This window comes from Legionella hackeliae (genome assembly GCF_000953655.1).
In the GTDB taxonomy this organism is placed as follows: Bacteria; Pseudomonadota; Gammaproteobacteria; order Legionellales; family Legionellaceae; genus Tatlockia; species Tatlockia hackeliae.
In genome coordinates this window covers 750959-763985 of sequence record NZ_LN681225.1, presented here as the reverse complement: position 1 = coordinate 763985, position 13027 = coordinate 750959, and the positions used below count along the sequence as shown (strand labels likewise).

Below are 13027 nucleotides of genomic sequence, written 5' to 3'. Positions count from 1 at the left end.
ATACATCAGTGACAAGCAGGTAATCCAAATCGGATCACCTGCTTGATGACTATTTAATTGCTAGTAGACGCCTTTTTAATAAGCTCTTGCAATGATTCTTCACTTGCAGCACCTGGAATAAATGAAGGTGTACTACCCTCTTTTAAATGTCCAGCAGGTGTAGCTGCAACGATAAAGGCAGGAGTACCCATTAAGTGTAGTTTTTCCGCCAATTCTCGATTTGCATTCAAAGCATCAGTCACTTTTTTGCTTTCCATATCGGTTTTTAGTTTTGTTGTGTCCAAACCAATAGATTTTGCGGTGTCCATGATAATTTTTTCATTGAGACGCTGATCTTGCTTAATTAAAGCGTCATGCATTTCTTTATACTTACCTTGCATAGCTGCGGCAAGCGCGGCACGAGAAGCCATATCAGAACTTTTACCGAAAATAGGAAACTCTTTAAATACCACTCTTAAGTTGTTATCTTTTTTAATTAATTCGCTGATAACAGGTGCCATTTTTTTGCAATGAATACACTGGTAATCAAAAAACTCCACTAAAGTAACATTACCTTTTGGGTTACCGAGTACAGTCAGGTCGTCATTGAGCAATTGGTTAGCATTATCTTTAATGGCAGCCTGAGCTTGCTCTTGCATGGCTTGTTGTTGTTTTTGTTGTAAGGCTTGAGAAGCTTCCAGTAAGACTTCTGGGTTATTCACCAGATAATCATGAATGATTTTTTCGATTTCTTTTTTTTGTGTTGCAGACATTGAATCTGATTTAGTAGTGTCTGCTGCACCAGCAGCAATAGCTAGTGGTGATGTCATAACTGTTGCCAAAACCCCAGCTGTTAACAGATTTGTAAATTTCACACCCTTCCCCTTGTTATAAATTAACATCATATTTAACGAACCATTGCTGGATCTGTCCTTTATTTACAGCGTTTATAAAATGGTCTAAAGACCCTAAAATTTTCGCACACAGAAACGTAGCACCTGCGTGTACTAAATTCAATATTTAGACGCAGTAATTACTTAAAAAGGTGCGTAATCCTCAACAGGTGTTAAATTAGCGTAGGCTAATACCAGCCATTTGGAACCGTGATCAGCAAATTTTACTTGCACTCTTGTGTGGGCACCACTTCCTTCAACAGCTAAGACGACACCTTGACCAAATTTAGGATGACTAACATTTTGCCCAAGTTTCAACCCAACTTCTTCGGCGGCAACAGTTGACAGATTTTTCGGAGAAAGTGGGGCTTGAAAACGCGCCTTCACTCGTACCTCGTCTAATAATTCCTCAGGTAGCTCTCGTAAGAAACGAGAGGGACGATGGTACTCTTCACGGCCATATTGTCGACGAACTTCAGCATGAGATATCACCAGCTTTTCCATTGCTCGCGTCATTCCAACATAGCAAAGTCTGCGTTCCTCTTCCAGTCGACCAGGTTCTTCCAAACTTTGTTTGCCTGGAAACACCCCCTCTTCCATACCGACCAAAAAGACTAATGGGAATTCTAATCCTTTAGCCGCATGAAGTGTCATCAAATGTACTGAGCGCTCATGCTCTTGTGCTTGCATTTCTCCAGCTTCCAAAGAGGCATGGGCAAGAAAAGCAACTAACAACGGTAAATCCTCTTCAACCTCTTGTTCATAGCGGAACTGTTTCGCGGCATTCACAAGCTCTTGGAGGTTATCAAGTCTGGATTCTGCTTTATCACCTTTCACTTTTGCAAAATGAGCATATAAGCCACTGTTTTCAATGACTGTGTTTATTTGTTCATCCAATTCTTGATGAGTAGTTTCAGCTTGCAGAGTTTCGATAAGTTCTACGAATTTTGCAAGAGACGTGGCAGCACGCTGAGGTAGTTGCTGCGCTTGCAATACTGTTTTTGTAGCCTGCCACAGTGAAATATCTTCAGACCGCGCTAAATGACGCAATTCATCCAAGGTTTTTTCACCAATCCCCCGAGTTGGGAAATTAACAATGCGCTCAAATGCCGTGTCGTCATAAGGATTGGCAATCAATCGTAAATAAGCCAGGGTATCTTTGATTTCGGCTCGTTCGAAGAAACGAAGGCCGCCGTAAATACGATAAGCGATACCTGCCCGCAATAATGCTTCTTCAATAACCCTTGACTGAGCATTTGAACGATAAAGAATGGCAATTTCATCCGCACTACGACCTGTATTAATTTCCATTGCAATTCGTTCGCTAAGAAAGCGAGCTTCATCTAACTCATTAAAAGCACTATAAACGATAATTTTTTCACCCGCAGAACCTGCAGTCCATAAATTCTTACCCATCCTTGAATTATTATTAGTAATTAATGCATTTGCTGCATCCAATATTGTGGAGGTAGAGCGATAATTTTGCTCAAGGCGAATAAGCTGTGTATTGTTAAAATCATGAGAAAAACGCTGGATGTTCTCAATTTTTGCACCGCGCCAACCGTAAATCGATTGATCATCATCACCAACTGCCATCACAGCGGCATGCTCACCCGCTAACAAGCGAATCCAGGCATATTGAATGGTATTCGTATCCTGAAACTCATCGACCAGAATGGCTTGAAAACGGTGACGATAATGCGCCAGAATGTCTGGATTGTCCCTTAATAGTTCGTGCGTACGAAGTAATAGCTCAGCAAAATCAATAACACCTGCTGTATGGCATGCCTGCTCATAAGCCTTATAAATTTGTACTAATGTGCGAGTGGGTCCATAAGGCAAAATATGGACATGCTCCGGCCTTAAACCTTCGTCTTTTTGGCCATTAATGAAGGATTGTGCCTGCTTAACAGGCCACTGATCTTCATCAAGATTCAATGCGGTCAATACGCGCTTTATCACTCTAGCCTGGTCTTCGCTATCTAGAATATGAAATTGCTCAGGTAATTTTGCCGCTTCATAATGACGACGCAACAAACGATGACATAAACCATGAAAGGTTCCAACCCACAACCCCACCAAGGGAGTTTCAAGCATGCTATTTAAACGAGTTTTCATTTCTCCAGCCGCTTTATTGGTAAACGTTACCGCCAATATTGCGTGCGGAGAAATGTGTTCCTGCTCAATTAGCCAAGCAATGCGACTAACTAACACGCGAGTTTTGCCACTACCAGCGCCGGCTAAAACCAGTGTATGTCCTAACGGTGCGCTCACCGCTTCGCGTTGTTTTTCGTTTAATTCTTTAAGCAGTGCTGTCATGCTTTAAACCTAATCAATCAAAATAAAACTCATTATCTTAAATTTAGCAGTGAAAAACAAAGCTTCAATAACAATACTCCATTTCCATGAAGGAATATAAAAAAATTACACGATTATCTATACTTAAGAAAAATAGTCGTTAATGAAGCCCGTCTATACATTCTCTCTTTGCATCTTGTAATTGACGGTATAATATGAAGACAAAAACGAGAAATTTATGCATTCCCTTTACCCTGCTATCAAGCCTTATCAGCGCCATGAGTTACCAGTCAGTGATCCTCATGCCCTTTACATAGAAGAAATCGGCAATCCCAAAGGAAAACCTGTTATCGTCTTACATTCAGGGCCTGGGGCTGGAGGAAATGAATGTTTTCGACGTTTTTTTGACCCCGAGCTTTATCACATAATTTTATTTGATCAAAGAGGTTGTGGCCGTTCTACCCCCCATGGGGAATTGAAAAACAATACCACACAAGAATTACTAGATGATATTGATGCCATTCGCGATTATTTAGGAATAAACCGATTTGTGTTATTTGGTAGCGGTTGGGGTACATTGCTAGCACTACTGTATGCTCAACAGTTTCCACATCAGATTGGTGCGTTATTATTGCATCAAGTTTTTCTTGGGCGCAAAAAGGACATCGACTGGTTTTATAAGGAAGGAGCCAACCTTATTTTCCCAGATTACTGGCAAGATTTTATTAGCGTGGTACCTGAATCTGAACACAATGCTCTTCCAAAATATTATGCACAATGTCTACAAGGTGATAACGAACTGGCTCGAATGTCAGCCGCCAAGCATTGGGCTCTATGGCAGGCTCGCTGTTCCAGTCTACATCCTCATCTGAACGTTATTGATCAATATTGCCTCCCTCATTTTGCCTTGGCGTTGGCAACCTTGGAATCTCACTACATTAGCAATCATTTTTTTATAAAAGAAAATCAAGTGATTGAGAATGTCCATAAAATTAGGCATTTGCCCACTTACATCATCCATGGTCGATATAATATGATCTGTCCTCTTGCAGGCGCTTGGGATTTATATCAAGTATTACCTGCCTCCAATCTTAGTATTGTTCGTGATGCAGGTCACTCAGAGCGTGAAGCAGGTATCATTGATGCATTAATTACTGCCAGCAAAGAAATTGCTCATAAGGATTTAGATGTATGTTAATAGTCGTTCAGCGAGTCAGTGAAGCGCATGTATCAGTTGATGACAAAATAATCGGAGCAATTTCTCAAGGACTTTTAATCCTTTGTGGTTTTGAACAAGATGATAACCAACAAACTCTTGAGCGCATGTTGGACAAATCTTTAAATTATCGCATCTTCAGCGATACAGAAGACAAAATGAATCTAAGCTTAAAAGATATCAAGGGTGGATTACTGCTAGTACCCCAATTTACCTTAGTCGCCGACACTAAAAAAGGCTTGCGACCCAGTTTTTCATCAGGGGCATCGCCTGCATCAGGGCAAGCCCTGTTTGAACAATTAATAGCACTTGCTCGTCAAAATTATCCTGAAGTCGCATGTGGTCAATTTGGCGCAAATATGCAGGTTCATCTTTGTAATGATGGTCCTGTCACATTTATCCTTAAGTTCTAATAGGTTTCAGTTTTCAATATAAACAAACTGGTGTAACATCACCTGATGCAGCAAATAAAAATATAAAGAATCATGCGCTTAATTGTAACTTTTGCAACAATAACCAGCTCTTTGATGCTCTCTGCCTGCATGACAAAAGGCCCCAATCCAGGTGATCCCTATGAATCCTATAACCGTAGGGTTCATAATTTCAATATGGCCGTTGATTCTACCGTGTTAAAACCCACCGCAAAATTTTATAAAGTCATTGTGCCACCGCCAGTACGCAGCGGTATTAATAATGCCTTCAATAACGTAGCGATGATACCTACAGTGGCTAACGATCTGTTACAGGCAGAATGGCGCTATGCTATCAAAGATACCTGGCGATTTATGATTAACTCCACATTTGGTATTGCCGGTGTATTTGATGTAGCTGACAAGCATTTTAGTTTACCACCACACTATAACGATATGGGGTTAACCTTTGCCAAATGGGGCGATAAGAAATCACCTTATATTGTGATTCCGCTCTTGGGCCCTGCTACCATTCGTGACGGTATGGGTATGGTATTTGATTACACCCTTTTAAGTCCTTATGCTTATATCAATAATGGTGCAGTCATTTGGGGATTGGCAGGATTAAGGTATGTTGATTTACGTTCTCAAATGTTTGAAACCGAAGCTTTAATGGCTCAAGCTTTAGATAAATATGCCTTTATTCGAGATGCGTATTTACAACACCGTGATTTCCGAATTACCGGTGAACAGCAAGAAATAGGTTCTCTTTACGTCGATGATGATGACAATGATGAAGACATTGGCGACTACATTGATGATGATCCACCACCTGCTAAAAATTCTGAATCTGCAAGTACAAAGAATGCTACACATAGTTCTCCATCAGCCTGAAATCCCCCCTAATACCGGGAATATCATTCGCTTGTGCGCCAATAGCGGCGCACAATTGCATCTTATTCATCCTTTAGGTTTTGCCCTGGATGACAAACGAATGCGTCGGGCAGGTCTCGATTATCATGAGTGGGCAAACATAATCCATTATGACAATGACCAAAGTTTCATTGAAAAAAATCAGCAACGACGAATTTTTGCTTGTTCAACGAAGGGAACCAAGGGCTATCATGAAATTAATTATAAAGATGAAGATATGCTTCTTTTTGGTGCGGAAACGCGTGGATTACCTGCTGATTTGAGAGAGCGTTACACCGCTATTCGCATTCCTATGTGTCCCAATAATCGTAGTTTAAATTTATCCAACTCCGTTGCTATTATCCTTTTCGAAGCCTGGAGACAATTGGATTTCCAAGGTAGGATATAGACCATATAGACAATGGCCCACAGATGCCGAATTTAATTAAAAAACTAAGGTATGTGGAGCTCTTAAGTCACACCCTGCATCATTTTTAAAGTCGACGCCCAACGTCATTTTAAAATCCACGTCCCGTGTCATTTTAAAATCCACGTCCCGTGTCATTTTAAAATCCACACCCCGTGTCATTTTAAAATCCACACCCCGTGTCATTTTAAAATCCACACCCCGTGTCATTTTAAGGCCACGTCCCGCGGCTCGTCCGCGGGATCCATGGATACCATCGATAAACCACGGCACCTCGACGTTTAAGGGTGAATTGTCTACAAACCCTAAACTCTGCTGTTTAATCCTTAATCTTTTTCTCCAGACATCGCAAATAATCACCTGCTATATCCAATCCGGTTTCTTTTGCAATCTCCTGCAAACAAGTGGGACTTGTTACATTAATTTCTGTCAAATAATCACCAATCACGTCTATGCCAACAAAATAAAGCCCTTTTTCCTTTAAAGTGTGACCAATCTGCTCGCAGATCCAACGATCTCTATCCGTAATAGGAACAACGTCCCCTTTGGCTCCCGCAGCAAGATTACCACGCAACTCGCCTTTCGCAGGAATACGAGCCAAGGCATACGGAACTGGTTCTCCATTGATTAATAAAATTCGCTTATCGCCCGAGTGAACAATTTCAGGGATATAATGCTGAGCCATAATGCTCACCGCTTGCCCTTTTGTTAACACTTCCAGGATAACCGACAGATTCATTGCCTTCTCATCGACATGGAACACCGAATTACCCCCCATCCCCTCAAGAGGTTTAAAAATGACATTGCGATGTTCCTCCCAAAAGGCACGCAGGTGTGCGATATCGCGACTTACTAATGTTGGTGGACAACATTGCGGAAAATTGAGAGTAAAAAATTTTTCATTCGCATCACGAAGGCTTTGAGGCTTATTAGCAACTAAAACCCCCTCTTTTTCAGCCAGCTCTAAAGCATAAGTTGCATAAATATATTCCATATCAAATGGAGGGTCTTTACGCATTAAAATAATATCCATTTCACTTAAATCTTGCTCACCAAGTACTGTGACTTGAGCCCAATCTTTTCCTGATAAATCACCAATACTAATCGTTGATAGCTGGGCATAAGCTCGCCCCTGTCGGCAAAATAAATCAGCATGCGTGAAATAATAACAAGACCATCCGAATGCTTGTGCCGCTTGAATCATAGCTAACGTCGTGTCTTTATACGGTTTTAAATGATGCAAAGGATCCATTAATACCGCAAGTTTCATGCAAAGCTCCTTTAGTTTTTATCAGGCTGAATCGCTGCGATTTCTCTTGCAGCGGCTAATGCAGCAAGACGGGCGATTACCCCATAAGCATAGAATCGATTTGGGCACTCAACGACATCCAAATCACGACGAGGCATGTTACACGCTTGGGCAAACGCTAATGGTTCAAAATGCATACCAGGAGCATTAAGATTTTCACTAGTTCCTCTGCCTTGATGCACACGATAAAAACCACCAACAACGAACTGGCCTATCATGTAAACTACAGGTTCTGCCACGGCACCATCAGGCATGGTTTCAAAGGTATAAACACCTTCTTGAATCATGACTCTATCAACTTTGCGGCTTCCTTTACTTGCAGACATACGGGTACGTTGCTTACGATTTAATTGCGTTAACTCTTCAGCTTCATGAATCATCATCACGCTCATGCCATAAGTGCCGTTATCTGCTTTAATGACTAGAAAAGGTTTTTCCGTAATGCCATAAGTTACATATTTATCTCGAATCATTGATAGCAGTTTGTCTGCTTCCAGAGCCAAACTATCAATACCTTCTTGAGCCATAAAATCAATACCATCAACTGCTGAAAAATAAGGATTGATTAACCACGGATCTATGTTAACTACTCTGGCAAATTCAGAAGCTACATCATTGAAAAAATGGAAGTGACTAGACTTTAATCGGTTAGCCCACCCTAATTTCGCAGTCGGTCGTATGGGTTGTTCTAAACCCTGAAAAATATCGGGAATCCCTGAAGACAAGTCATTATTGAGCAGTACAATACAAGGATCAAAATCAGAGAGACCTACTCGATTTCCCTGCCGTTTTATAGGTTCCAGACGTAAAACGCCGCCTTCCTCAACAATAATGTCTTGAGGTTCTGTAACTTCTGGATCCAAACTACCAACGCGAACCACAAAGCCTGCTTGTATAAAAATATCACGAAGTATACTTAAACTTTGTAAATAAAATTTATTTCGTGTGTGACTTTCAGGAATCAGCAAAATTCGCATGCAATTAGGAATAGAATCCACCATAACCGACTGCACAGCTTGAACGCATAAGGGTAAAAAATCACGATTTAAATTATTAAACCCTGCAGGAAATAAATTGGTGTCGACTGGAGCGAGTTTAAAGCCAGCGTGGCGAAGATCCACAGAGGAAGTAATGGAGGGGGGTGTTTCCTGCCATTTTTCTCTAAACCAGGATTCAATCGTTGCAACCTGATTTAAAATAATCTTCTCTACGTGATGTAGAGGCCCGCAATGTGCTGTTGTCAAATGAGGTACTGGTACATCTGTAGGATGCATACTGTTCTCTCCTGCAAAAACTATCAAAGGATGGTAACTCAAGGCGCGACTGGAAGCAAAGCATGAAAATTGTTTTGTATTCAATATAAAATGATAGACTAATGAGATTATAACTCAGACTTAGGTTTACTCGCTGTGAACAAGCGAACACTACTTTCCTTGCTCGTTTTAACAATATTAGGATTCACTTGGGGTTCTGGCTATGCACTTGCCAAATATGCAATGACTCATGATGTACCTGCCCTAGGTTATGCGTTTTGGCAGTCAGCAGGACCCGCACTGTTACTAACCGTGCTCAGTTTGTTAACAGGCCGCAATACCATTTTACAACCTCAATATTGGCCTTATTTTTTGGTATGCGGACTAGTCGGTATTGCCATTCCCAATACCAATATGTATTTAATAGCCAGCCACATTCCCGCTGGTTTACTTGCTGTGTTAGTGAATACAGTACCCTTGCTAGTTTATCCCATGGCCTTAGTCGTTAAACAAGAGTATTTTGACAGTTGGCGTATGATGGCACTGTTTATCGGGGTTGCCGGTATTTTACTCATTATTGGCCCCACGTTTCAGGGGTTCCTCTCTGGATGGGCGTTGTTGGCTTTGATAAGTCCCTTTGCTTTTGCTCTTTGCTCAATTTATATCACTGCTAAACAACCTTCTACACTTACAGCGCTTGAAGCCGCCAGCGGTATGCTACTGGCGTCTACTCTATTACTTTTACCTTTGGTTATTCAACAACACGCATTCTACCCACTAACTGGCCCTTTAACGCTAACCAAGCAGGTAGTCATTTTGGAAATTATTTTATCCAGTTTGGGGTATTTACTCTTCTTTAATTTATTGAGTTTGGCAGGGCCGGTATTTTATAGCTTAACAGGCGGAATGGTTGCATTAACTGGATTGTTTTGGGGCTTTGCAATGTTTAATGAACGTCCTAATCAGCTGCAAACTCTGGCTATCTTTTTGGTCGTTTCAGCTCTTTTTCTGTTATCATGGCGGCAGTCTAAACAATTGCAGGAGGCTGTGTGACGTTCAATGAACTGATTCATCAATACGAGGGACAGCTACAAACTTTTCAGTACTTGCTAATATTGATCAATGCATTATTGCATGTCTTGTTTGCAGGTGCAGTAGCTCGTGATGCTGGAAATTTATACCAGCTTGGACAGCGCCCAGCCCTGGTATCTGCAGCAACCTGGGCCTTTGCCACACTAATCGGTGGTGTAATTACTGCAACCATTTATTGGTTTATTCACCACTCTACTCTAACAAGACCCATGATTCGAGACAAAGCCTATGAACGAGAATAATATTGCAACGATTGACGTGCAGGAATTAAAAAAACTATTAGATGCAAATCCTGCCTTATGTCTTATCGATGTACGAGAATTAGAAGAATGGCAAAGCATCCGTATCCCTGGAGCAATTCATATTCCTAAAGATGAACTTCCAGAGCGCATTGAAAATTACATGTCAGACCTTAACCACCCTATCTATCTTCATTGTAAGGGAGGTGTTCGTTCGCTGTATGCAGCCCATTGTTTGTTAGATATAGGGTATAAAGAGGTTTATTCGGTGGACGGTGGAATCATTGAATGGGTAATGTTCGGTTATCCGGTGGAGGAGAAACACCCTGCGTAAACGCAGGGTGTTTTCGATTACACCTTAGCGCCTTTGGTATCTTCTAAAGTATCATCATACTCTTCTTCATCATCCTTCTTCTTGCTCGTTCCACTGAACCAACCCATAGGATTATAAGAAGCATAGGGACCTTTTTTACTTTCTGCTTCTCGACGCAAGCGTTCTTTTTCTTCGTTGATCATAGCATGACGACCATTATGAAGAACCGCTTTGCGAGCTGTGGCACCTAAGTCAATTCCTTGGACTTCAAATGTTACGAAATCCATACTCTCAATTTTGGAGAAAGGATTTTGCGCAAGCATTTTATCAGTACTTCCATGAGGGAATATTAGCGCAGTATAAAACTTCATGGCTTCTGAAGTCATATGAGCAGCACTCATTGGATCAATGATGTTTGCAGTAGTCCCTTTATCCTTGTTTTCAGCTCGAACACCCATAGTTTCTTGCAGAATATCACGTAGTAGACTCCCGCTAGCAGGCAACATCCCTTCGCTAATGATATACATTGCACCTGTAAGAATAGATGCTTTTAATCTTTCTTGCTCACGAATTTCTTTCTCCGTGTTTTTTACAGGAAGTTGATCAATTTGCTCAATCATTGTTTGCAGGAAGAGAACATATCCCTTTCGATGAGGAGGTAATTTATCTACTGAAGCAACTTTATGGTGACCTAAGAAAGTGAGAATTCCACGATCGAAACTCTCTTTCATAGTATTATACGACGTCAATGTAAAACCCATTATACTCTCCTTACTCCTTGAACAGGTTATTTGGTGTAATCATTCACCGTTGACCAGTGTAAACCAAATAAAACTTTTCGTCATGTGTTTTCTTTAAACGGACTATTCAATTTACAACCTACTGATTTAATTTAACTTCTTCCCATTATTCAGACAAGTAAAAGAAAATGATTTTCTTTTTAGGTAAAAATTAAACTATTTTGGATAATTCCCTATTTACCCATTGCGTGATCTGCATTAGGATCGCTCTATTTATTTTTTGCGAGACAGCCATGAAAAAAAAGTTGACTCTCCTGTTGTCACTAGCATCAACCTTCGTTTTTGCCACTCCCCAACAACCCAAATTGGTAGTACAACTTGTTGTTGATCAATTGAGAGGAGATCTCATTAGTCGTTACCAACAAAAGTTTGGCACTGATGGCTTTAATTATTTGCTAAATCATGGAATTGATTACCATAACGCCCATCACCCGCACGCCAACACCGTAACTTGTGTTGGACACGCAACTATTGCTACCGGAAGTTACCCTGCTTTACACGGTATTGTCAGTAATGAATGGTATGACAGAAAAACGCAACATGCGATTGCTTGTGTTGAAGATCCCCAAAGCCCTATCTTAACAACCATCCACTCTCAAAAATCTGTTGTCGGTCGTTCACCACGACATCTGATGGCCTCCACTCTAAGTGACGAAATTGTACTGGCACAAACAGGGCAAGCGTTTGCTGTGTCGTTAAAAGACCGTTCTGCGATTACTTTAGCCGGACATGCTGGAAAAGCATTTTGGTTTGACAAAGAAAATGGCGGCTTTGTAACCAGTCAACATTATTACTCGTCTTATCCTGAATGGGTCAATAACTGGAACAAGCATTATGATGCTAAAGAGTTAACGTGGAATTTAAGTGCTCCTTTGGCCAATTACACGTTCGCAAAAGCCCCAACATTTAAAAATCGCTTTCCAGAATTTGGTGCCTCATTCCCACACCATTTAGGCTCTCCTAAATCGGATACTTATTACAAATTCTTATCCATGACGCCTTATTCAGATGAATTGACCGCCGATTTTGCGATTAACTTGCTCAATCAAGAAAAATTAGGAACTTCAGAGGGGAAAGTTGACTATTTAGCCATCAGTTTTTCTGCCGTAGATGCCATTGGCCACCAATTTGGCCCTAATAGCATTGAGTCGGAAGATAATCTTTTGAGACTTGATAAAACCTTGGCGAAATTACTCGCTGCAATTGATAAACAAGTCGGTTTGAACAATACACTGATTGTATTAACCGCCGATCATGGCGTCAGCGACTCTCCTATTTATTTAGCCTCTCACGATATTAAAGAAAATCAGTCGTTAAAAATCCCACAGATGCAAACAGTGATTGAGCAAACTTTGGATAAACATTTCCAATTGCCGGCTAACACGTTACAAGCTATCTCCCCCCCTTATGTTTACCTTAATCATGAGATAATCAATCAGCACCAGTTGTCTATTAATCAAGTGAGTTCTTATTTGGCGGAAACACTGCGTCAGCAAATTGGTGTTTTCAAAGCCTACCCAATACCTTTAGCCAATACTGAACATGATTGGCTAAGCGCCAAAGTAGATAAAATGGCTTTTCCTGATCGTTCTGGTGATATTTATCTTGTTCCACCACCTTACCAGGCGTTGGCTGAAAAAAATGACCAACGTGTTGCTCATGGTACCCCCTGGCAATATGACAGTTATGTTCCGCTGTTATTTGTTAATGGTAATTTTAAAGCAACACGCATCACGAAACCTGTCACCACAATTGATATTGCTCCTACGTTGGCAGCAATTTTATCGATCAAATCTCCCTCTGCGGCTATCGGCCAACCTCTTCCTGAAGTGATAAACGCTTTTAACAAGAAAGCTTGAAATTGCCCTAAAATGCCCCTACTTTTT

The 13027-nt window shown here is 40.9% G+C and carries 14 protein-coding genes; 8 read left to right on the top strand and 6 right to left on the bottom strand.

The window, feature by feature from the left end:
• Positions 1-53: 53 nt before the first annotated feature.
• Complete coding sequence (locus tag LHA_RS03565; RefSeq protein ID WP_045107378.1) at positions 54-854, bottom strand: DsbA family protein; 801 nt, start codon at positions 852-854, stop codon at positions 54-56.
• Positions 855-1016: 162 nt separating this feature from the next.
• Positions 1017-3191 carry a DNA helicase II gene (gene uvrD, locus LHA_RS03560; RefSeq protein WP_045105311.1) on the bottom strand — a complete coding sequence of 725 codons (2175 nt, stop codon included), beginning with the start codon at positions 3189-3191 and terminating at the stop codon, positions 1017-1019.
• Positions 3192-3408: 217 nt separating this feature from the next.
• On the opposite strand from uvrD, the gene pip reads away from it, so the two are divergent.
• The 4 genes from pip (at position 3409) to trmL (ending at position 6117) form a co-directional block, all read left to right on the top strand.
• Entirely contained in the window at positions 3409-4368 is a 960-nt protein-coding gene (pip, locus tag LHA_RS03555) for a prolyl aminopeptidase (RefSeq protein ID WP_045105310.1), read from the top strand.
• Positions 4362-4799: a D-aminoacyl-tRNA deacylase gene (dtd, locus tag LHA_RS03550; RefSeq protein WP_045105309.1), complete on the top strand. Its 438-nt coding sequence runs from the start codon at positions 4362-4364 to the stop codon at positions 4797-4799. Before pip ends, dtd begins: the two co-directional genes overlap by 7 nt.
• A gap of 72 nt (positions 4800-4871) precedes the next feature.
• Positions 4872-5690 (top strand): MlaA family lipoprotein, encoded by an 819-nt coding sequence (locus LHA_RS03545; protein ID WP_045105308.1) that lies wholly within the window; start codon positions 4872-4874, stop codon positions 5688-5690.
• Complete coding sequence (gene trmL / locus LHA_RS03540; RefSeq protein ID WP_045105307.1) at positions 5662-6117, top strand: tRNA (uridine(34)/cytosine(34)/5-carboxymethylaminomethyluridine(34)-2'-O)-methyltransferase TrmL; 456 nt, start codon at positions 5662-5664, stop codon at positions 6115-6117. Before LHA_RS03545 ends, trmL begins: the two co-directional genes overlap by 29 nt.
• 36 nt (positions 6118-6153) lie before the next feature.
• On the opposite strand, the gene LHA_RS17240 is transcribed toward trmL, so the two are convergent.
• The 3 genes from LHA_RS17240 to gshA are packed head-to-tail and all read right to left on the bottom strand — an operon-like array spanning position 6154 to position 8718.
• Positions 6154-6408 carry a hypothetical protein gene (locus LHA_RS17240; RefSeq protein ID WP_231861969.1) on the bottom strand — a complete coding sequence of 85 codons (255 nt, stop codon included), beginning with the start codon at positions 6406-6408 and terminating at the stop codon, positions 6154-6156.
• A gap of 46 nt (positions 6409-6454) precedes the next feature.
• Positions 6455-7405 (bottom strand): glutathione synthase, encoded by a 951-nt coding sequence (gene gshB, locus LHA_RS03530; protein WP_045105305.1) that lies wholly within the window; start codon positions 7403-7405, stop codon positions 6455-6457.
• 11 nt (positions 7406-7416) lie between these two features.
• Positions 7417-8718: a glutamate--cysteine ligase gene (gene gshA, locus LHA_RS03525; protein ID WP_045105304.1), complete on the bottom strand. Its 1302-nt coding sequence runs from the start codon at positions 8716-8718 to the stop codon at positions 7417-7419.
• A 135-nt stretch (positions 8719-8853) separates the two neighbouring features.
• Here gshA and LHA_RS03520 point away from each other — a divergent pair, with 135 nt between their 5' ends.
• The 3 genes from LHA_RS03520 to LHA_RS03510 are packed head-to-tail and all read left to right on the top strand — an operon-like array spanning position 8854 to position 10362.
• Complete coding sequence (locus LHA_RS03520) at positions 8854-9750, top strand: DMT family transporter (RefSeq protein WP_045105303.1); 897 nt, start codon at positions 8854-8856, stop codon at positions 9748-9750.
• On the top strand, positions 9747-10031 hold the full coding sequence (locus LHA_RS03515; protein ID WP_045105302.1) for a hypothetical protein: 285 nt from the start codon (positions 9747-9749) through the stop codon (positions 10029-10031). Before LHA_RS03520 ends, LHA_RS03515 begins: the two co-directional genes overlap by 4 nt.
• Positions 10018-10362, top strand: a complete 345-nt coding sequence (locus LHA_RS03510; protein WP_045105301.1) for a rhodanese-like domain-containing protein — start codon at positions 10018-10020, stop codon at positions 10360-10362. The genes LHA_RS03515 and LHA_RS03510 overlap by 14 nt, the downstream gene beginning before the upstream one ends.
• Before the next feature lie 17 nt (positions 10363-10379).
• On the opposite strand, the gene LHA_RS03505 is transcribed toward LHA_RS03510, so the two are convergent.
• Complete coding sequence (locus LHA_RS03505) at positions 10380-11102, bottom strand: hypothetical protein (protein WP_045105300.1); 723 nt, start codon at positions 11100-11102, stop codon at positions 10380-10382.
• A gap of 272 nt (positions 11103-11374) precedes the next feature.
• Here LHA_RS03505 and LHA_RS03500 point away from each other — a divergent pair, with 272 nt between their 5' ends.
• On the top strand, positions 11375-13000 hold the full coding sequence (locus tag LHA_RS03500) for an alkaline phosphatase family protein (protein ID WP_045105299.1): 1626 nt from the start codon (positions 11375-11377) through the stop codon (positions 12998-13000).
• Positions 13001-13027 lie beyond the last annotated feature (27 nt).

What these genes read in the sequence shown, in the direction of transcription:
- LHA_RS03500 (WP_045105299.1), top strand. Translation starts at nt 11,375, where the DNA reads ATGAAAAAAAAGTTGACTCTCCTGTTGTCACTAGCATCAACCTTCGTT.
- dtd (WP_045105309.1), top strand. Translation starts at nt 4,362, where the DNA reads ATGTTAATAGTCGTTCAGCGAGTCAGTGAAGCGCATGTATCAGTTGAT.
- uvrD (WP_045105311.1), bottom strand. Translation starts at nt 3,191, where the DNA reads ATGACAGCACTGCTTAAAGAATTAAACGAAAAACAACGCGAAGCGGTG.
- trmL (WP_045105307.1), top strand. Translation starts at nt 5,662, where the DNA reads ATGCTACACATAGTTCTCCATCAGCCTGAAATCCCCCCTAATACCGGG.
- LHA_RS03545 (WP_045105308.1), top strand. Translation starts at nt 4,872, where the DNA reads ATGCGCTTAATTGTAACTTTTGCAACAATAACCAGCTCTTTGATGCTC.
- gshA (WP_045105304.1), bottom strand. Translation starts at nt 8,718, where the DNA reads ATGCATCCTACAGATGTACCAGTACCTCATTTGACAACAGCACATTGC.
- pip (WP_045105310.1), top strand. Translation starts at nt 3,409, where the DNA reads ATGCATTCCCTTTACCCTGCTATCAAGCCTTATCAGCGCCATGAGTTA.
- LHA_RS03505 (WP_045105300.1), bottom strand. Translation starts at nt 11,102, where the DNA reads ATGGGTTTTACATTGACGTCGTATAATACTATGAAAGAGAGTTTCGAT.
- gshB (WP_045105305.1), bottom strand. Translation starts at nt 7,405, where the DNA reads ATGAAACTTGCGGTATTAATGGATCCTTTGCATCATTTAAAACCGTAT.
- LHA_RS03510 (WP_045105301.1), top strand. Translation starts at nt 10,018, where the DNA reads ATGAACGAGAATAATATTGCAACGATTGACGTGCAGGAATTAAAAAAA.